The 18387-nt window shown below is 40.4% G+C and carries 22 protein-coding genes; 19 read left to right on the top strand and 3 right to left on the bottom strand.

The window, feature by feature from the left end:
* Positions 1 to 546: 546 nt before the first annotated feature.
* Together hisC and AC1DPK_RS29440 are read left to right on the top strand one after the other, a co-directional pair.
* Positions 547 to 1644 (top strand): histidinol-phosphate transaminase, encoded by a 1098-nt coding sequence (gene hisC / locus AC1DPK_RS29445; RefSeq protein WP_477512461.1) that lies wholly within the window; start codon positions 547 to 549, stop codon positions 1642 to 1644.
* Between the two features lie 4 nt (positions 1645 to 1648).
* On the top strand, positions 1649 to 2740 hold the full coding sequence (locus tag AC1DPK_RS29440) for a prephenate dehydrogenase (RefSeq protein WP_477512460.1): 1092 nt from the start codon (positions 1649 to 1651) through the stop codon (positions 2738 to 2740).
* A 125-nt stretch (positions 2741 to 2865) separates the two neighbouring features.
* Here AC1DPK_RS29440 and AC1DPK_RS29435 read toward each other — a convergent pair whose 3' ends face one another.
* From AC1DPK_RS29435 to AC1DPK_RS29425, 3 genes are all read right to left on the bottom strand, one after another.
* Positions 2866 to 4440 (bottom strand): recombinase family protein, encoded by a 1575-nt coding sequence (locus AC1DPK_RS29435; RefSeq protein ID WP_477512459.1) that lies wholly within the window; start codon positions 4438 to 4440, stop codon positions 2866 to 2868.
* A 25-nt stretch (positions 4441 to 4465) separates the two neighbouring features.
* Complete coding sequence (locus tag AC1DPK_RS29430) at positions 4466 to 5149, bottom strand: LexA family transcriptional regulator (RefSeq protein ID WP_477512457.1); 684 nt, start codon at positions 5147 to 5149, stop codon at positions 4466 to 4468.
* 401 nt (positions 5150 to 5550) lie between these two features.
* Entirely contained in the window at positions 5551 to 5910 is a 360-nt protein-coding gene (locus AC1DPK_RS29425) for a helix-turn-helix domain-containing protein (protein WP_477512456.1), read from the bottom strand.
* Between the two features lie 144 nt (positions 5911 to 6054).
* On the opposite strand from AC1DPK_RS29425, the gene AC1DPK_RS29420 reads away from it, so the two are divergent.
* The 17 genes from AC1DPK_RS29420 (at position 6055) to AC1DPK_RS29340 (ending at position 18350) form a co-directional block, all read left to right on the top strand.
* The gene (locus AC1DPK_RS29420; RefSeq protein WP_441883423.1) at positions 6055 to 6246 is read left to right on the top strand and encodes a helix-turn-helix transcriptional regulator; all 192 of its coding nucleotides are present in this window, start codon (positions 6055 to 6057) and stop codon (positions 6244 to 6246) included.
* A gap of 433 nt (positions 6247 to 6679) precedes the next feature.
* Entirely contained in the window at positions 6680 to 7846 is a 1167-nt protein-coding gene (locus AC1DPK_RS29415) for an Alp7A family actin-like protein (RefSeq protein ID WP_477512455.1), read from the top strand.
* Positions 7843 to 8178 (top strand): hypothetical protein, encoded by a 336-nt coding sequence (locus AC1DPK_RS29410; protein ID WP_441883427.1) that lies wholly within the window; start codon positions 7843 to 7845, stop codon positions 8176 to 8178. The genes AC1DPK_RS29415 and AC1DPK_RS29410 overlap by 4 nt, the downstream gene beginning before the upstream one ends.
* A 62-nt stretch (positions 8179 to 8240) precedes the next feature.
* The gene (locus tag AC1DPK_RS29405; RefSeq protein ID WP_441883429.1) at positions 8241 to 8402 is read left to right on the top strand and encodes an aspartyl-phosphate phosphatase Spo0E family protein; all 162 of its coding nucleotides are present in this window, start codon (positions 8241 to 8243) and stop codon (positions 8400 to 8402) included.
* Between the two features lie 5 nt (positions 8403 to 8407).
* Positions 8408 to 8563, top strand: coding sequence for a hypothetical protein (locus AC1DPK_RS29400; protein ID WP_441883431.1), 156 nt, complete (start codon positions 8408 to 8410; stop codon positions 8561 to 8563).
* A gap of 82 nt (positions 8564 to 8645) precedes the next feature.
* Positions 8646 to 8981, top strand: a complete 336-nt coding sequence (locus tag AC1DPK_RS29395) for a hypothetical protein (RefSeq protein ID WP_441883433.1) — start codon at positions 8646 to 8648, stop codon at positions 8979 to 8981.
* A 55-nt stretch (positions 8982 to 9036) separates the two neighbouring features.
* Complete coding sequence (locus AC1DPK_RS29390; protein ID WP_441883435.1) at positions 9037 to 9288, top strand: hypothetical protein; 252 nt, start codon at positions 9037 to 9039, stop codon at positions 9286 to 9288.
* Positions 9289 to 9465: 177 nt separating this feature from the next.
* Positions 9466 to 9957: a hypothetical protein gene (locus AC1DPK_RS29385; RefSeq protein WP_441883437.1), complete on the top strand. Its 492-nt coding sequence runs from the start codon at positions 9466 to 9468 to the stop codon at positions 9955 to 9957.
* Between the two features lie 132 nt (positions 9958 to 10089).
* Positions 10090 to 10359 carry a hypothetical protein gene (locus tag AC1DPK_RS29380; protein ID WP_477512454.1) on the top strand — a complete coding sequence of 90 codons (270 nt, stop codon included), beginning with the start codon at positions 10090 to 10092 and terminating at the stop codon, positions 10357 to 10359.
* A 252-nt stretch (positions 10360 to 10611) separates the two neighbouring features.
* Positions 10612 to 11118, top strand: coding sequence for an ArpU family phage packaging/lysis transcriptional regulator (locus tag AC1DPK_RS29375; RefSeq protein WP_477512453.1), 507 nt, complete (start codon positions 10612 to 10614; stop codon positions 11116 to 11118).
* A 29-nt stretch (positions 11119 to 11147) separates the two neighbouring features.
* On the top strand, positions 11148 to 12611 hold the full coding sequence (locus AC1DPK_RS29370; protein WP_441883442.1) for a hypothetical protein: 1464 nt from the start codon (positions 11148 to 11150) through the stop codon (positions 12609 to 12611).
* A 702-nt stretch (positions 12612 to 13313) separates the two neighbouring features.
* Complete coding sequence (locus AC1DPK_RS29365; RefSeq protein WP_441883444.1) at positions 13314 to 13889, top strand: TetR/AcrR family transcriptional regulator; 576 nt, start codon at positions 13314 to 13316, stop codon at positions 13887 to 13889.
* Between the two features lie 66 nt (positions 13890 to 13955).
* A complete protein-coding gene (locus AC1DPK_RS29360) occupies positions 13956 to 15173 on the top strand; it encodes an MFS transporter (protein ID WP_477512452.1) in 1218 nt (405 codons plus the stop codon).
* 205 nt (positions 15174 to 15378) lie between these two features.
* Positions 15379 to 15774 carry a VOC family protein gene (locus tag AC1DPK_RS29355; protein ID WP_441883446.1) on the top strand — a complete coding sequence of 132 codons (396 nt, stop codon included), beginning with the start codon at positions 15379 to 15381 and terminating at the stop codon, positions 15772 to 15774.
* Between the two features lie 161 nt (positions 15775 to 15935).
* On the top strand, positions 15936 to 16319 hold the full coding sequence (locus AC1DPK_RS29350) for a DinB family protein (RefSeq protein WP_477512451.1): 384 nt from the start codon (positions 15936 to 15938) through the stop codon (positions 16317 to 16319).
* A 283-nt stretch (positions 16320 to 16602) separates the two neighbouring features.
* Complete coding sequence (locus AC1DPK_RS29345) at positions 16603 to 17655, top strand: CpaE/TadZ family protein (protein WP_441883450.1); 1053 nt, start codon at positions 16603 to 16605, stop codon at positions 17653 to 17655.
* Between the two features lie 11 nt (positions 17656 to 17666).
* A complete protein-coding gene (locus AC1DPK_RS29340; protein WP_441883452.1) occupies positions 17667 to 18350 on the top strand; it encodes an EAL domain-containing protein in 684 nt (227 codons plus the stop codon).
* Positions 18351 to 18387: the final 37 nt, after the last annotated feature.

The raw sequence follows: 18387 nt of genomic DNA, 5'->3' as shown, positions 1-18387 counted from the left end.
GTATAGTATTCATCGAGTAGGGCTCCTTCTTGGTGATCTCAGCAATCCCGAGGATACCCTACTTTTTTGTGTTTTGAATAGACTCCAAAACTTGGTACACAAACTATTGTACGTCACCCTAAAATTATTATTTAACTGACATAGAATCCGCTATTTTATCTAAAAGGCGTTCAATTGTATGTAAATTTAAGAAATAAGGGATCCTATGTCCGTTATATCGAGAAAAAGCATGATTATCATCAAATAAGGGATCTGATGTCCGTTATTTAAATGAAGAAATTTAATAGACTGTTTCAAGCGATGGTTTTGAACTGTTTTTGGCATGGAAGCGGATGTCCTTCACTTCATTTTTTATACAGAAACTGAACCATTGATTAAAAAAAGACCCTTTTGCATCATAAGTTCATTAAACATATATCACAATTTCGATATAATCTTGCGCAATAGACCAATCTTGTGTTAAAAAAACTTTAAAACCTAACACAGATATGAGACAATGGATGTCGAGTAATGAGACTAGTCAATTATAAAAGAGGTGAACGGCTCATGCAGCCCAAAAGTAATATCGTCCACCTTCCCGTCTATCAACCCGGAAAGCCGGTTGAAGATGTTAAGAGGGAGCTAGGGTTAAAAGAAGTCATCAAACTTGCATCTAATGAAAATCCGTTTGGCTGTTCTGAACAAGTTAAAGCAGCAGTCATTGAAGAATTAGGCAATTTTAATATTTATCCAGATGGTGCGAGCGTTGAACTAACGGCTGCACTTGCGGAAGAACTTGGCGTAGATACGAATCAAATTATTTTTGGCACGGGCTCCAGTGAAATTATTCTTATGATTAATAGAGCGTTTATCGTTCCTGGCGACGAAACGATTATGGCGGACGAAACTTTCCCGCAATACAAGCATAATGCAGAAATTGAGAATGCAACGATCATAGAGGTTCCTTTAAAAGACGGCAAGCATGATTTGCCTGCAATGCTGTCTAAAATTACTGAGCGAACTAAAATCATTTGGATTTGCAATCCGAATAATCCAACGGGTACCATTGTCACACTGCCTGAGCTTTCTGAGTTTTTGCAGCAGGTGCCAACGAACGTGCTTGTTGTACTTGATGAAGCCTACGGGGAATACATCGATGACCCGCAGTTTCCAGACGGAATACAATTGCTGCGCGAGCACCGCAATTTAATCGTGCTGAGAACTTTTTCGAAAATTTTTGGCCTAGCTGCATTGCGGATTGGTTATGGCGTTGGGCATCCTGATGTCATTCGTTATACGAATCAGGTGCGTGAACCATTCAACACGTCGCGAGCGGCACAAGCTGCAGCGAAAGCAGCACTTGCTGACAAAGCATTTATTGACTACTGTCGTGACCAAAATAAACAAGGTCTTGCTTATTTGTCGGAGCAATTTGATCGCCTTGGCTTATCTTGCTTCCCTGCATACGGCAACTTCGTAATGGTAGATGTGAAGCGTCCATCACCTGAAGTATTCGACGGTTTGCTGCGCAGAGGAATTATTTCAAGACCGCGCTGGACTTACTACCCGAATCATATTCGGATTACAGTTGGTACAAGTGAGCAAAATGAAAAATTCATTACAGCACTAGAACAGGTTTTGCAAGAATCGGCGGTGCAAGGATAAAGTTATGACGACTGTAGCGATTTTTGGAGTAGGGCTGATCGGTGGTTCGATCGCCCTTTGTTTTAAAGGAAAACCAAATATTACAGTAATCGGACATTCAAACCGCCCCTCGCAGGTAGAGAAGTACATGCAGCGGGGTGTGGTTGATTTTGCAACGACTTCAATGCAAGAAGCGGCCGAGCAAGCAGATTTTATATTCGTTTGTGTACCGGTCGGCAACATTGAGGAATATATCGAGAAGCTCAGTGCGTTTAAATTAAAACCCGGCTGTATCATTACAGATGCTGGGAGCACGAAGGCTTCTGTTATGGCATGTGCAAAATCACTTGATTTTGGACAAGCTACTTTTATTGGCGGGCATCCGATGGCTGGCTCTGAGCGTACAGGAGTTGAAGCGGCTTCATCGCATCTATACGAGAACGCCTTCTATGTGCTGACACCTGATGAGAATACGCCTGAGGAAGCAGTGGAGCGTCTAGTTGATTTACTCAGCCATACGAAAGCGAATATCGTAAAAGTTGATGCGAAAGAGCACGATGAGATAGCAGGCGCGATAAGCCATTTGCCGCATATCATTGCCGTGTCACTTGTGAATCAGGTTCGCGGATATAACGAAAATAATATGCTATATGAATCGTTAGCAGCAGGGGGCTTCCGCGATATTACACGGATAGCATCAAGCGATTCGATTATTTGGCGTGATATATTAATTAATAATCGCAAGGTTTTGCTTGAGCTGCTGCGCGATTGGAGCAAGGAAACGGATAAATTTGTGTCTATGCTGGAGAGTTCAGATGGGGATGCGATTGCTGAAGCTTTTGAAACAGCAGGTCAATTCCGCAGCAAAATGCCTGAGCGCCGCAAAGGCATGATTCATTCTGCATTCGACTGTTATGTCGATATTCCAGATCATCCTGGTATTATCGGTAAAATCACAAGTGAGCTTGGGAACAGCCTTATCAACCTGAGCAACATTCATATTATTGAGAGCAGAGAAGACGTGCCAGGCGTTCTAAGACTTTCATTCCGAAGTCAAGAGTATCTGGATCAGGCTGTTATCGTACTTACTGCTAAAGGCTATGACGTACACCTTTAATCGGGTGTTCGTCATTTTTGATTAAAAAAAGCGTTTACAATTTATTTCGAACAAAATAAAAACGCTTATTGACAAAATGGAAGCGTATACATATAATAARGGTACAGTATGGTTTCTCTCCACTCCTATCCAAATCCTGTAGCTTTCATAATGAAAGCGGACCACTCCTCGGAGTGGTTTTTTTTTTTAAAAAATAGAACCTCATTATTCTTGTAAGATGATTTTGTGTAGTTAATCTCTTGTATTTCACCCCATCTAAAGTGAATTTGTGTGGTTCTGTTTGGAATTATTTTTTCTATAATAAGTTCTGTCATGATACGTTTATCACGTGAATCTAGTCCGAGTTCAAATGCGATTGCAAGTTCACTAAGAAGGTCATCAAAATTCCCATATTTATTATTGGTTTTTGGTATAGGCATTTTTTCAAGTTTTTTATTAATTTCTTTTTGCCTGTTTTCGTACCGCTTCATTAAATCATTATAATGTTGCTCACTGAGTTTTTTATAGATATAGAAATCATCAAAAACATCCTGAATTGCCTTTTCTAAACTGTTATATTCATTTTGTAATTGTTGAAGAACATTTGTTGTCTCATCTATATCGTCAACTAATTTGCTCGATATTTGTTCTTTACTGTACCTACCATTACTGATATCAACAATTCTTTTTAGAACTGCATCATTGAGTGAAGGGAGGTCAATCACTGGACTATTACAATTTCCATGTTCATTTTTATTACTACATACATATCTTCGTGTTTTCTTGCTTCCTGTTTGTCTTGAATACATTTTGCCACTACACATTGGACACTGTAGGATTGAAGATAATAATTGTCGCTCTCTACCTCTCCAAAAGTTTTCTCGACCAAACAACGTACTCTGAACATATGTATAATCATCCAAGCTTACTAAAGCATCATAGCCTATTAGTGGATATAAAACTCCCTTCCAATTTTGCATAGCAGCATAGGTTGGATTAGTTAACATATAACGTACTCTTCGTGGTGTCCATTCGACATTTGTTTTTGTGGTTACTGAAGCACTTTTTAGCCATTTTGAGATAATGTAAGGTCCTTTTCCCTCTTTTGCCATTTTAAATGAGTGTATGACTGCTTCTGCATCTAATCCATCAGCTTTAAAAACACCTTCTTTCTTTATTAAACCAAATGGGGCAGGTCCACCATTCCAACGTCCTTTTTCTGCATTTGTTTTTTTGTTATCACTAGTAACATCACTAAGATTATCACTATAATATTCATTGAAATTAACAAGTATATTAGCAACTAATCTTCCTGTTGGTGAACTGAAATCTAATAGTTCAGCAGTGGAACAGATATCTACATCTAATTTGGATAAAGATTCATGTATAAGTAGAAAATCTTTTTTCCTACGTGTTAAGCGGGAGAGATTAAAGATTACAAATTTTCGAACACGTTTATGAGATTTTATGTATTCCAGTGATTTCATAATGCCTGGTCTTTTAAGGTAGCTGATTCGAAAACCAGAATAATCGATGTCTTTGAAGACATCTACAAGTTTCCAATTGTTAATATCACAGAATTGTTTAATTTTTGTTAATTGAGTTTGTTCTGATATATCTTCTTTATCATCGCGTTCATCACTTTGTCTTATATAGCCTATTGCTTCTATTTGATCATCTTGTTGATACGTATTATTTTCAATTCTATTTTTTACAACCAACCTAATAACCTCCTTGTTACCTTTATCAATATCTCTTCCTGAGTTCAATTACTTTCCCTAGAATGATCACTTCACAACTAGATACAAGTAATGGTTGCATTTTTTTATTTGATGGAATGAGCATACACAAATTATCTTGAAAAAGAACTCGATAAATGTTGGCATTAGTATTATTAATTGACACTAATGCAATATCGTTATAACTTATTTCTTCTGTAGCAGTACAAATAACTATATCACCTTCATTAATAAAGTCTTCAGTCATAGTATTTCCTTGTACACTGACGGCAAAGACTTCATTGTCTAACACATTAGAAATATCTATATATTGAGTTTCTAATATTCGTTTTGAACGGTGCTTTCCTGAAAAACTTTCATAAACAGGGAGTTCTATGAACTGCTTGTTTGTTTCTTGAATATTATCTTCAGAAATCATAGTACTCAAGCGTATAAATTTCAATTTTATTTCTTCAGGAGCGCGTTCAAGAAAAGAAGCTGTTAGTAGTTGTTCAATGTTTCCTCCTGTAACTTTAGCTAAAGCTCTAGTTAAATCATCTGTTGCAGGTCTATCTGTCTTACCATTTTGTAATTGACTGATGTATCCTTTACTAATATTGAAACCGAAATTTGTTAATTCCTTTGAGATATCATGCAATGTAAGACCCGATTGAGCAATATAGCTTTTAAGCATTTGATGATAAGTCATCATTTCACCTCACATGTTTATAATCTGTATTTTAATAAAAGTTTCACCAAAAAGTCAACATCATAATTATTTAACTGTTGACTGAAACTTGCGTATATTTTACTATTGATTTATCTGAATGATATGGAAAAAGATGAACAATCTTCAAATTAAAAATTTGTGAAGTGAGCTGCAACAAAGTGTCATGATAGAAACATAAATAGAGCAACCGTTAAAGTTGCTCAATCTTAATGGTAAATATAATAGCATCTAGAGTGGGATGGTGGGATGGATTTGGAAATAGATGAAATAGTAAAACTAATAGGAGCTATGTCAAATGAAGAGTTTGAGATATTAGTTAAACACTTAAAGGTAGATCCGAATATGTACATACTAGTTGATTTTTTAGAAGAGATCAAAAAGAATTAATTTTTAATAATAAACTGAACAGTTTTAAGGATATGATCGACTTGTTCTTTGTTCATTTTCTCAAGAAGTTTATACAACTCGACTTTTTTGTCATCAGTTAGATTAATTCTCTCAATATTATTCTTATCAAATAAATTTCTAATGTCTGAATGACCTATTAAATAATCGGTAGTTACATCGAAAATATCTGCCAATAGTTTAATGTTCTCTAAACTAGGTTCACGTTTACCGGCTTCATAGTTAGCATATGTTGATCTAGCTACACCAAGTTTGTTAGCTACTATTTCTTGAGTCCAATCATTTCGAATTCGTTCTTGTTCAATTCTTTTACCCATTAATTCTGAAATATTAATCACCTCAAGACTATTATAACGTTTCTTATTGAAACATATACGAAATCATTTCAATAAGAAACAAAATCATTGACAAGTTTCGTTACGAAACATATAATGAACACAATAAAGGTTTCGTTACGAAACATTTTATAAGGGGGTGACGAAATGAAAGAATCCAATCGTGAATGGCTCATTCAACTAAGAGGTCTGGAACGTCAAGAAACAGTTGCTGATCGTGCTGGAGTCAGTAGGAGTAATTACACGAATATTGAGAATGGTCTGCGTTCTCCAAGCGTTGATACAGCTAAGAAAATAGCTGGTGCTTTAAAATTTGATTGGACGCTTTTTTTTGATTAAAAATGTTTCGTTTTGAAACAATATAAGTGACTGATCCTGAATTATTTATCGATTCAATTGCGATATATAGTCATATTTCAAATCGAAAAGAAAAGATGATCGATTACGAGTCGACCATCTTCTCAGGGAAAAAGTATGATTGTTGCCTAGACACCTACAATTTTACACTTTCCCCTGTACTTACCGCAATGAATATTTCATAATTTAACCTCAAATTTTCCTTTTTGTTTTTTCCTTCAAATAAATCAGAAACTTCGTAGAAAGGAGAATACCGTTGAAAGCACTTGAAAGTTATGAAGACGAATTTTTAAAACTAGTCGCTAAAGCATTGAAGAATTACTCTAACATAAAGAAACAAGAGAAAATTATACAAAACAAATCTTAGAAGTGAATCTATCAGTGAATACGAAATAACTAATAGGAGGAATTACAATTGAATATTCAACGTATGGTTACCGACTTTGGTAACTCACTTGGCCAATTCATGATTGATGGTCATTATTTTGAGATGCCTTCATCTATTAAAGAAATTTCGTCAGAGGCTGTAGAGGGGTTATTTGCACAGACCATTCCTGCTGATTCCCTTGGAGAACAACTTGTTGTCAAGTCGGGTGATCTGTTCTTCATGGTTGGAAAACGAGCACAGGCGGAGCTCTTAGGTAATGCTCATATCTATAAATTACATGATAAAACAAAATCTGAGACGGTATGGGTTACTTGGCTTGCTGGATTAGCATTATATCATGCATTTAAATGCCCAGAGCTGAATCAAGATACCATATCGATTGAGTATTTTGGCACGTTATTACCAGTTTGGCTGGTTAAGAAAGGAAATAGTTTTAAAGAAAAATTAGCAACGATGGCAGATCGTTTTCAAGTAGAAACCTCTTTCGAACTTATTACTCCAGGATTTAGTCGTAAACTAACGATTAAAGTGAATTATGCTGAGTGCCGCATAGAAGGAGAAAATGCGCGACATGCTCTGAAACTCGATCTTGAAGGCAATATAAAGGAGGATGCTAAGAGGTACAAGGAAGCATTTACGGTCATAGATGATATTGGAGGTCAAAGTCAAGATTTATGTAAGCTGCAGCCTGATCTAAACGGAGCTCAAAAGTCAGATGACTTTGTATCATCAACGGATCAAAGTTATTTAGCGGTATTGGAGAAATTAAGAACGGACAAGCTTATGGATTATTTTCAGGACGTTCGGTCTCTGGAATCCTTTATCCTCTCACACATTGAATCTCAAATTTTTTTATATAAGGATCCAGTATCTCATGCAGAGTTCCCTCTGACAGAGGATATTGAGCCGGTACTAAATGATTTTGCAGCTGTTGCCATGCAGAAGTCATTACAAAGTTTCAATTTTAGGCAAGGGGATCTAGTGTATTACGTTCACATTGGTGGTGTAAATCAAGCACTTCGCAAATACATGATGGATTACTTATGTAAACAACTGGGCGAGAAAGTAGCTAAGCTGTATCATATATTTCCTGAAGATTCACGCAAATTGAATATTTATGCTTCAGAGATCGTTGCGAAAAATTATTTAAAACGCAACATTCCAGTTAGCGTAAGGATCGCTAATTCAGAATGACACGCCGAAATCAATACAATGTCAGCGCATTGAAATTTACGGATGATGTACATGACTTTTTGGAGCATTTATCTACAAGTCGTGAATTATCTGAATGGGTAGCACAGCAAGTTAAACAGGAGATTGGACGTATCGGTACGTCAACGGGGACATGCTCCTGCAGCAAAGTAATGGATGAATTGAAGGAAATAAAGCAGCTTCTTATCAGCGGCTGCAATAAATCGAGTCAAGAAGAGCCAGAAGACAAAGAATCTAAAACGGCCATGAAACAAATTAGTAGTGATTCGATAAATCAGCTCATTGTAGAAAGTGATTTGGAATACGGATTTTAAAGCCGTTTTATCAACACGGTGGCAGGCATGAACCATAAAATCGTTTAAAAGGAGGGATGGATGTGCAGAGGGATGGGCTTGATAAAATCATTGAGCAAAAGCGACTCATGATGCAATTAGCAGCTAATCAAAATAACAATAATCTCGTACATCCAGATGTGGTAAAGGCGAGTCAGGAACTGGACGAGCTTATTAATTTAGCGATGCAAAAGGAGAGGAGGTAAGGCAGATGGAAGCTACTGGTTTCCCTTATCAACAAGATTTAAAACAGCTTGTTGAAGGAGAAAAAATCGTACTATATCTGGCTGAAAAAGCTTATATCGTGCAGCTGGCAACGGATGAAGAGTTGGAGAAAATCAACCAAGGATTTTTTATTATGACATAGCCGAAACGCCCAGCATGGGGCGTCGCGAGGTAAATAGCCATTCCTCGCCTGAAGATGGCAGGCTAGATTGGAGGCAAAATGGATGGGGGTTGCTAAGTTAAAATCTAATTCAGAAATGGATCTTATCGATGGCATTACATATGACAAACATTATCGGATGACATATCATCCTGACTTTCATTTGAATCACGGATTAAAATTCTCAAATGAAGATTTGGAATATTTATGTATGTTTTATGGGATCGATAAAAATCGAACTTTGGCTTTTGGCTTAGGTCGCACGGAGTCAGTGATTCGATCAAAATATGAGTATCTTAAGAGAAAGGGCCTTATTGATTACTATCGTAATCGTTATCTAAGAAAATACGAAGCATTTGATTTAGCCGAAACGCTCGTTCCAGGCGTCGTGAGAAGATAACCGCTCTCACTTGATAATGGTAGGTTGAAATTACAAGCAAAGTGAGGGGATTTCTATGAAGAAGTATGAGGATTGGAAGGGCAATATGGATGATTTCTTGAAAATTGGTGATGAGGTTGATGAGGAGTTTTACGATTATTTTTTGAACGTGTTACCTCCAGCATCCTGGACTTCTTCTCTCGTCCAAATCGGTGAACCTCATAGCCACGTTGGGGGAAGGGCTACTTACGCCACGATAGCCAAAGTTGATGGGAAATGGATTTATAGAGGGCATTGTCATAGAGGTGAAACCTCGCATGCAAAATAGCTTGCAGGTTGATGCATTTGAGCAAATTCATGACTTGAAAGTAGATTTGCAGAATCTTTTGCAATCTGTTGAGGGAGAGAGGAAATTGATTCGTCAATTACTCTCTACCACTAACCGGTTGGCCAGTAGCACTTATTCTAGAAATTCTGCAGGATTTAATAAGGATGGGAGGATATTATGAAAATCTGTAATCGGGAAATTAAATTTCGTCGTGAAAACTTAGCACTGATTCACAAGGTCAACGGAATTATTGATGAATATATCTCTAGAGGATACTCGTTGTCACTTAGACAAGTTTATTATCAACTGGTCGCACGAGATATCATACCGAATACTGAGCGCAGCTATAAAAATTTGGGAACGCTCGTATCGGATGCTCGAATCTCAGGTCTGATTGATTGGGATGCGATAGAGGATCGAACACGAAATTTGAAAGGGAATAGCCATTGGAATACACCAGGGGATATTATGTACTCCGCAGCAAGTAGCTTTGCTTATGATAAATGGGTCGACCAGGACTATCATGTCGAGGTTTGGGTTGAGAAAGATGCCCTCGTTGGTGTGGTTGGTACGATTTGCGATCAATTAGATATTTCATACTTCTCATGTCGTGGTTATGTAAGCCAAACGGAAATGTGGGTCGCAGCACAGCGGCTAGTCCGAAAATAAGATGAAGGTAAAGAAACGGTAATTATCCATTTGGGAGATCATGATCCTAGTGGAATTGACATGACCCGCGATATCGAAGCGCGATTAAATATATTTGAATCCTTTCCATTAGTGCGACGAGTAGCTTTAAATATGGATCAAATTGAACAATATCTACCGCCTCCCAACCCAACTAAGCTTACAGACACGCGAGCTACGAGCTATATATCGGAGTTTGGTTATGAATGCTGGGAATTGGATGCGCTTGATCCACAGGTTATGGAACAAATCAAAGAGACGAATGTATCTGAGTTTTTGGATATTAAGCGTTTTAATGCAGCAGCTGCTCATGCGAAAGAAGCAAAAGCGACACTACGGAAGGTAGCGGATCATTGGGATGATATTAAAAAACGTTACGCTTAATAATGTACACAAGAGCCGAAACGCCTGGCTTTAACAGGCGTCGCGAGGAGATTGGTTACCTCGCCTGAAGATGGCAACCAACAACGGAGGGAGTGACAAATCTTGATTTGCATACATTGCGATAGACTATGCCATCCAATAGACGAGGGACTTTATTACTGCGATTATTGTAGCCAACAATTTGAACAAACCTTATTACCTTTAGATGACCTATATGTTGTCCCTGTTAAGCGAAAGGAGAGAACGACGATCATGCGGAGAAAAATATCAGTAACCGAACAAAATATCGCATCTATTGAGCTAAACATACCACAGACTAAAAAAGAAGAATATGTTCCTCTCGTGGAGGAGCTGCTTGAACAGTATTTTTTAAATACAAAGCGCAAACGCAAATTAGAGCTCGATTTAGAAACTATGCAATCTCAACTAGCTTTGCCAGCCATGACCGCTTCCTACAGTGGCATGAGCGGTGGCGGTGGCCCTGCAAGTCCTATCGAGGCGGAGTACATTCGAAAAGAACAGCGGATGACAAGCAAGGCACAGGAAATTGCAGATCTAGACATTGAAATAGAAGAGATGGACCGAGCATTATCCCGTTTATCATCGGAGCAAAGTGAATTAATAGAAAAACGCTATTTAGTTCGGTACAAACCATATGATTATGAGTTGCTGGAACAAATGCGTTATAACCGTCAAAAATATTTTCAGCTAAAGCACAATGCCTTATGTAAAATAGCTACCAGTTTGAAAATTATATAGAATCACCTCATCAAGAAAGGAGAAAACCTATGCTGAACGAACATAAATCAATCATCCAGCCACTTCAAACTAACACACCTATTAAGTTCAGCTACCGTTTTTTACAAGCTTTATTTGCTATTGAAGAAGGATTCGAAGCACGTCAGACGTTTCGTTCTCCGAGTGGACGAGCAAGACTCATGCATCATCTCACTAAAGCAGATTTGCAGCTTGCAATGACGCTTCAGGTAGGCATTCAGACAGTAGGTATTTCCACGTACATCAATCGTCATATTATCTACTTAAAGCTGAAGGAACTCTTTGAAGTCCCCGTAAACAAAGATCAGTTTTATGCATCCTATCATAAATTTGTTTTGCATAAGCTCATACTTGAAACAAAAGAAAAGTATATGGGTACGCTATCCATTAGCCTGCCCTCGTATTTAGAGCCTGACGGTCAGTTAGGGCGATTTATTTTGCTGCCTTCACTAGTAACGAGAAAGGCTTTTACATCGCTGTCTATAGCGGTTCAGAAGCTTTATATCTATGGTTGTGGCCAACAAGGAGATGAGAGACGTAAATTGCTGCAGCTTAATTTCTCTAAGCTTGGGCAGCTCATACATCGTGAGGATAACAGTCATATTCGGAAGGTATTAGAGCAGCTGGGATCAACTATGGTTATAGATGGTCAGGCATTGTTTTCAATTGCACGAGTGGAACGTAACTTATTCGGTGAACCAAAAGCAGTATTTCAGGTGAATGCGGCACTCATGCCAAGGCATATCACCGGCATGCATTATCGCTCTATTTTTCCTGCCAAAAAAAGCTACCGCCGCTTGATTGCCCAAATAAAGGGCTATTTAGTGGCTATTGGTTGTGAATCAATCCTGGATTGGCAAAATGGACAAGGTTTGCTGCAGCTTGCTGCGATGCTGAAGGATAAAAGCCAAAGTGTACTGCGATACGTTATGGCTCGCATTAAAGAAAGCTTTGATATGGATGGTGAGCATCCAGAGAAGGCAATAGATCGCATACGACTTGAAATGCGAGATAAAGGGGCAGCTGCACTACTGGCCATTACCAAAGAGACAGGTATCATAAGATTTGTGAAGGAACGCAAGCGAGAAGATTTTGTACTCAAGCTGAATGGTTTTATGAAGCCAGGATTTAGAAAGTTATGCCGCCGCGCTTTACTAACACTGGAACAACAGCATGCCCTACCAGGCGCGTTTAATACACTAGACTATAAGTTGTCGACCTTGGCTGCTGAAGAGCTGGAGTTGAATGTGGATCTACATACATTCCGGACGATGGCACTGGCCAAGCGCATCGATCCTACCGCCTTTAAGGATATGATTATGGATGCCGGTTATCGTATGCGTGAAGGCGAATCCTCAGAGTCATTGATGCAATGGATGGCTTGGGAAATGGACAAACTTCCTACATGGAAGCCTATACCTGATCCGCCGCAGGATTTTTGCCTCGCTACATATTTAAAAACAATGCAAGCTTAGCCCTCAGCCCTAGACTCTAGGATAAGGGCTCTTTCGCATTTCCCAATCCGTTATCGTTCCCTTCAAAACTATTCATTCTCGCAATAAAACTCACCTAATCATTTTCTGTAATCGTCCTTAACACATGATTTCTCACCCAAGTAATGACAGTTTTGAATGATGAATTTTTTGTAAGAGCATTTTCGAAAATAAACAGATAAAAAAAGCGTTGAACTAGCCAGTGGAATTTAGGTATGCAAAAACAAGAAAGTTAAACTCTATTATTTAAAAATTTTCCGTTTTTATAAGCTGTTTTTTAGAAATAGTCGGTTTATATTCGGTAAAATAAAAATAGGTTCGTTTTTATTCGGCAAAGTCTCGTAAATGCTGCGCTGTTGTTAAGGTGCGTTAAATCGTAATCGTTTAATCTTGTAATCGTTAAAGGTTATAAACGTYTTCATCATCAATCGTAGACTTAAAACAAGTTTTGATAATTTGGAACAAAGATCGATAAAATTTCGGTGTAGATTACAAAAATGGTGCTTCATTAAACTCCCTCGGTACGATGCAGGTTTCTCACGAATAGCAGAGGTCCACTAATTTCACATAAAAGTCTGTATTCCATCTTATCCCAGTCTGAGCTAACTTTCATATCTGCAGAAAATACTGGACTGATCATTCCGAAAAAGAATATACTGTACCTACGGAAACGGAGGGAGAACCATGGGACGCTACAAAGAGTTTGATAAAGAAGCGGTGCTTCATAAAGCGATGCTCGTTTTTTGGAAGAAGGGCTACGAAGCGGCAAGCATTCCCGATTTGCTGGAAGCTATGAATCTTAGCAGATCAAGTCTGTACGAAACGTTCGGAGACAAACAAACGCTTTATATCGAGGCGATCAACTGGTACAAGAAGTGGAAGCAAGCCAAACGGGACATCCTCGTCAATGCGACATCCGCAAAATCGGGAATCCGGCAGTACTTCGAGATACACATCGATTCCGCCTTGGACGGCGAGTCGCCGAAGGGCTGTCTCATTACTAATGCGGCAGTCGGCATGGATTCGCCAGATGAGCAACTGAATGCGTTGATCCGGGAGCGGTTTTACGAGTTGGAGAAATCCTTCTACGAGCTGCTGCGCAAAGGTCAGGAGACGGGAGAAATCATGCCTGAGAAAGATATCAAGACTTTATCTTATCTGCTCTCAAACCTGAATCATAGTATAAATATCGTTGCGAAGGTGCAGGGTGACCGCATCAAGATGCAGCAGATGATAGACATGGTGATGGAAATGATATAAGACATTTTTTTGCGCATTCCGGAACGATTGTTCCAGAAAATTTCTGGTGAGCAAAGGGGACTTTCTATGCATTCAGCTTCCATTCCAACGGAAAAACCGGTTTCGCCATCGCTGATTTTTATCCTGGCAGCCGCTTGCGGTATCATAGCGGCAAATCTTTATTATGCTCAACCATTGATAGGCTCAATCGGTTCGACCATCGGGCTCTCTTCCGGGGCTGCGGCACTCATCGTTACGTTGACTCAAGTCGGCTACGGGATTGGCTTGTTATTTATCGTACCGTTGGGAGACATCTTGGAAAATCGTAAGTTGATCCTTTCATCATTGCTCCTTACAGCTGCCGTTTTGACAATTGCCGCTGTAATCAAAAGCGCCATCCTGTTCCTCACCGCCTCACTCGTGATCGGAGTAGGTTCCGTAGCAGCACAAATCCTTGTACCGTATGCGGCTCATCTTTCGCCTGAAGCCGAGCGCGGTCGCAATGTGGGCAACGTCATGAGCGGGCTACTTCTGGGGATTATGCTCGCGCGTCCCATTTCAAGCTTGGTGGCGGAGTATATGGGCTGGCGCGCCATATATTTCATCTCCGCAGCATTGATTTTCGCGCTGGCTCTTGTATTGGCAAAGGCACTACCCGCAAGGAAGCCTTCGACCACTAAAGCTTACCCGGCGCTGCTGTACTCCATGCTGCATCTGCTGAAGGCGACACCGGCATTGCGCCGGAGGGCAATTTATCATGCTTGTGTATTCGGAACGTTCAGTTTGTTTTGGACTACAGTTCCGTTGGTATTGACAAGTCCGCCGTTCCATTTCACTCAGAATGAGGTCGCTCTGTTCGCATTAGTCGGGGTAATGGGGGCAATTGTGGCGCCAGCGGCGGGCCGTATGGCAGACCGTGGATGGGTTCGCCCGGCTACGGGATGGGCATTGGCCATCGTCATCTTTTCCGGGCTGCTTCCCTTGCTCGTTCCAACAAGTTCTGCACTCGCAGTCCCCATCCTCGTAGTTGCGGCGATTTTACTTGACATGGGGGTTACCGCCAACATGGTTCTCGGGCAGCGGGTGATTTTCTCTTTAGGAGCGGAATTTCGCAGTAGGCTTAACGGTTTGTATATGGCCATTTTCTTTTTAGGGGGCGCTATGGGCTCAGCGGCAGGGGGATGGGCATACGCAACGGGGGGCTGGGAGGCGGCACTGCTGATCGGAATCGCCTTACCGGCCATCGCCATGGCGTATTATGCGACGGAGTTTTCGAGATTAAGGAAGGAAAATCTCATTGATTGAGGAGCACAGTTGAGTAATCCACACGTTCTAAACTAACGGGCAGAATAATATAGAAAATTATTCAAAAGAATTCGTTTACTGTACGGAACACTTGTTCTATTATATTGAGGTATCCTATAATTAACTCGACTCAGGATGGAAAAAGAATGGGAGACGGCAATTCGTAAATAAAATTGCTGAAAAATGGAAAAGAGGTTGATTACGGATGGCGACAACTGAATGGACAAACAAAATTACCGAAATCACATTATTTGTGGAAGATTTGAAACGGTCGAAGATATTCTATCAAGAGTCGTTTAAACTTGCGATCATGTATGAAGATGAAAATTGTGCGGTGTTCGATTATGGCAATACAAGCATTAATCTGTTAAATCAAACAAATGCCCGCGAGTTAATTGAGCCGGTACGAGTAGGTCATAATGGTGATGGCGCTCGGTTTCAGTTCACGATCCAAGTACCCGATGTTGATCAGGTATGCGATGAGCTTGTAATTCGTGGTGTTAAGCTATTGAATGGACCGGTAACGCGCCCCTGGGGGCGGCGGACGGCTTGTTTTGCCGATCCGGACGGGCATGTGTGGGAGATTGCGCAGGTGCTGTAATTAATTGAGATTAGCGGGAGAGGATCAGGATGTTGAACGATTCTTCTACTATTATCGAGCAATATATGTGGAATTTGGACAGGTATTCGATGGAGCAGTTGAGGTTTAAATGCAATGAAAACGTATGGTCGATCGGGTAAATGTATATTCACGTGATCGAAGTGGCGGAAGAGTACATTGGGCATATTGAATCCTGTATCAAGGCAAAGCACGTAGAGCCTAAAGGCAAGACCGAAGACGGAACGAAGGCGTTTGCCCAAAAAGAGTGGCCCAATATCCGTGTGAAGCTTGAGCAACCACCCAACGCGACAAGAAACCCCAGTAGCAAGGATGAAATCAAAGTTGGCTTGGAGCAAGTACTAGAGAAATTGGCATACTGGGCGAGTTGCGTAAATGAGGCGAATCCGGCTTGCAAGGTGCGTCATGGTTGGTTTGGGTGGCTGAACGCGCGTGATTGGTTTGAGATGGTTGGCATGCATAGCAGGCACCATTTGCGACAGAAGGCGATACTGGACGAGAAAATTGCAAAGTTCAGCATTAGTTAGCACGACTTCCTAAAGCTATTTGCTACTGATGATTGAACTAACGGGAAACGATAGTTGAAGAACAAAAGGGATGCCTGATGGAAACCTTTCGTCGTAAAGTTCAGTTTTTATCAAAACTTATTTTAAAAATATTTGGTCTCCTTAACGAAAAAAGTAGCTTTAAAATTATTAAACTTTATTATAAAGCTACATCAATCCATGTTTTCTTTAAATATCATACTTTTTGCATACGAAATGCAAACGATGACAATGAGAAAATTAGATATACTGAAAGAGTAGAAAAATGAGAAGCGAAAGGCCGTCAGACATGAGCTGGCGGCTTTTACTCGTTTATGGAGGTGACAGAGGATTGCATGTCTTGATTTACAATTTAGAAGTAAAAGAGATACCGCCGCCAGCGTACCGGCTGCATGTATGTAATGATCAAAAAGAAATGGAAGGCATGCTCCTAAAAATGACGGTTACCCTTATTGTCATGCCGGAGGAGCATGCTGGATTGATTGAACGTTTGAGTTTGTTCGCACCCAATATCCCCATTGCTATTGTGGTCAAAGAGCATTCTCATCAACATGCACGTCACTGGACCTCGCAAGGGATTGCTTGGGTTTGGCCAGAAACCAATTGGGAGAGACATTTGAATCTTACGCTCGATGCTCCGCTGCCGGAGACACAATTAGCGGATAGCCAAGAAAAGGTAGTATCGCAAACGTATGATCAACCAACCATACTAATTGCCGTAGCAGGGGCTTTTGATGGGGCTGGAAGTACACATCTATCTTTTGCGCTTGCGAACTACCTAGCTAAACAGGGCGATGGTAAAGTGGCCATTTGGGAGGCTGGTCGCAACCCCTGTTTCGAATTTCTTGCTTTTAATCACAATGGGGTAGTCAATACTAAGCCACGCTTTGAAATGGATAAAGTGACTTACTTTAAAAGCACAGTAGACATGGATTGGGTAGAGTCTTACGCTGAGCAATTTCGCTATTTAATCGTTGATCTGGGCAATATTAATACGAGTGAACATACGAGTCTTTTCTTTCGGGCAACGATTCCGGTCTTGGTCGGGTCCGGTAGCAGCTGGCGGCAACGTGAGCTGGTGCAGCTTTGCCGCAAACATATTCATAAGCCACAAGAAAAGTGGCGAGTCGTATTGCCTATGGCTTCGGAAGATGCCAGGGATGAAATAGCGGAAACCTTGGCTGGAAGACATGTCATGTCCTTACCAACTTGCGATCCCTACCAGTTGTCGGAAGAAGCAGAGCAGGTGATCGAGCGGATTCTAAATATCACTACACGAAAGCCAGCAGGTTTCTTTGGACGATTTATAAAGCGTTAGGAGGGAAATGAGTGAGCTATATCTTACGTTACCAACCCATAGTGGATATTTCGCGAGGACAGGAGGTTATTGGGTATGAGAGCTTTGTGAGTGGATCTAGGGGAGAGAGTCCAGCTGAGCTCTTCAAACGTTATGCTGGACAAATCGCACGTTTTGATCGTGAGCTCATGCATACAGCTATCGCGGAAGCTTTACCAAGGCTCCAACCGCAGCAATTGCTATTTTTAAATGTACATCCTAAAACGTTATTAGCAGGCGTGTCATTACCTGAAGGCCTTGCCAATCAACTGGTACTGGAAATCATGGAGAGCACGATCTACAGTGCGCGTATAAAAAGGCAGCTGCAGCAATTGGCCTTGAAAGGATATACCATGGCCTATGATGACTTTGGCAAACGAAATGCCAACTTAGATCGGCTGCTGTCTACGACATTTCGACCATCATGGATCAAACTAGACAAGGCGTTTATAGCGGCATATGCTGAACCTCAAGTGCCTCTTATCATAAGATACATGCTAGAGTTATGTGAGCTCTTGCATACTAAGCTCATTATCGAAGGTGTGGAATCAGAGGAGCAATTGCAATTGCTTCATACCTGTGGTGTCCGGTACGTCCAGGGCTATTACCTAGGCATGCCAAGCCGTGTTATTGAAGGGAAAACAATCAGCTCTCAACCACTTCAAGCAGTAAAATAAGCGATTCACCATACCTGGGTGAATCGTTTTTTTATGT

This window comes from Paenibacillus sp. 01T424 (genome assembly GCF_056398745.1).
The sequence above is the reverse complement of the archived record's forward strand: the minus strand, read 5'-3'. Positions and strand labels throughout refer to the sequence as shown.

Coding starts and splice junctions, on each gene's coding strand:
- hisC (WP_477512461.1), top strand. CDS start 547: ATGCAGCCCAAAAGTAATATCGTCCACCTTCCCGTCTATCAACCCGGA.
- AC1DPK_RS29440 (WP_477512460.1), top strand. CDS start 1,649: ATGACGACTGTAGCGATTTTTGGAGTAGGGCTGATCGGTGGTTCGATC.
- AC1DPK_RS29430 (WP_477512457.1), bottom strand. CDS start 5,149: ATGATGACTTATCATCAAATGCTTAAAAGCTATATTGCTCAATCGGGT.
- AC1DPK_RS29420 (WP_441883423.1), top strand. CDS start 6,055: ATGAAAGAATCCAATCGTGAATGGCTCATTCAACTAAGAGGTCTGGAA.
- AC1DPK_RS29410 (WP_441883427.1), top strand. CDS start 7,843: ATGACACGCCGAAATCAATACAATGTCAGCGCATTGAAATTTACGGAT.
- AC1DPK_RS29400 (WP_441883431.1), top strand. CDS start 8,408: ATGGAAGCTACTGGTTTCCCTTATCAACAAGATTTAAAACAGCTTGTT.
- AC1DPK_RS29395 (WP_441883433.1), top strand. CDS start 8,646: ATGGGGGTTGCTAAGTTAAAATCTAATTCAGAAATGGATCTTATCGAT.
- AC1DPK_RS29390 (WP_441883435.1), top strand. CDS start 9,037: ATGAAGAAGTATGAGGATTGGAAGGGCAATATGGATGATTTCTTGAAA.
- AC1DPK_RS29385 (WP_441883437.1), top strand. CDS start 9,466: ATGAAAATCTGTAATCGGGAAATTAAATTTCGTCGTGAAAACTTAGCA.
- AC1DPK_RS29380 (WP_477512454.1), top strand. CDS start 10,090: ATGGATCAAATTGAACAATATCTACCGCCTCCCAACCCAACTAAGCTT.
- AC1DPK_RS29375 (WP_477512453.1), top strand. CDS start 10,612: ATGCGGAGAAAAATATCAGTAACCGAACAAAATATCGCATCTATTGAG.
- AC1DPK_RS29370 (WP_441883442.1), top strand. CDS start 11,148: ATGCTGAACGAACATAAATCAATCATCCAGCCACTTCAAACTAACACA.
- AC1DPK_RS29365 (WP_441883444.1), top strand. CDS start 13,314: ATGGGACGCTACAAAGAGTTTGATAAAGAAGCGGTGCTTCATAAAGCG.
- AC1DPK_RS29360 (WP_477512452.1), top strand. CDS start 13,956: ATGCATTCAGCTTCCATTCCAACGGAAAAACCGGTTTCGCCATCGCTG.
- AC1DPK_RS29355 (WP_441883446.1), top strand. CDS start 15,379: ATGGCGACAACTGAATGGACAAACAAAATTACCGAAATCACATTATTT.
- AC1DPK_RS29345 (WP_441883450.1), top strand. CDS start 16,603: ATGAGAAGCGAAAGGCCGTCAGACATGAGCTGGCGGCTTTTACTCGTT.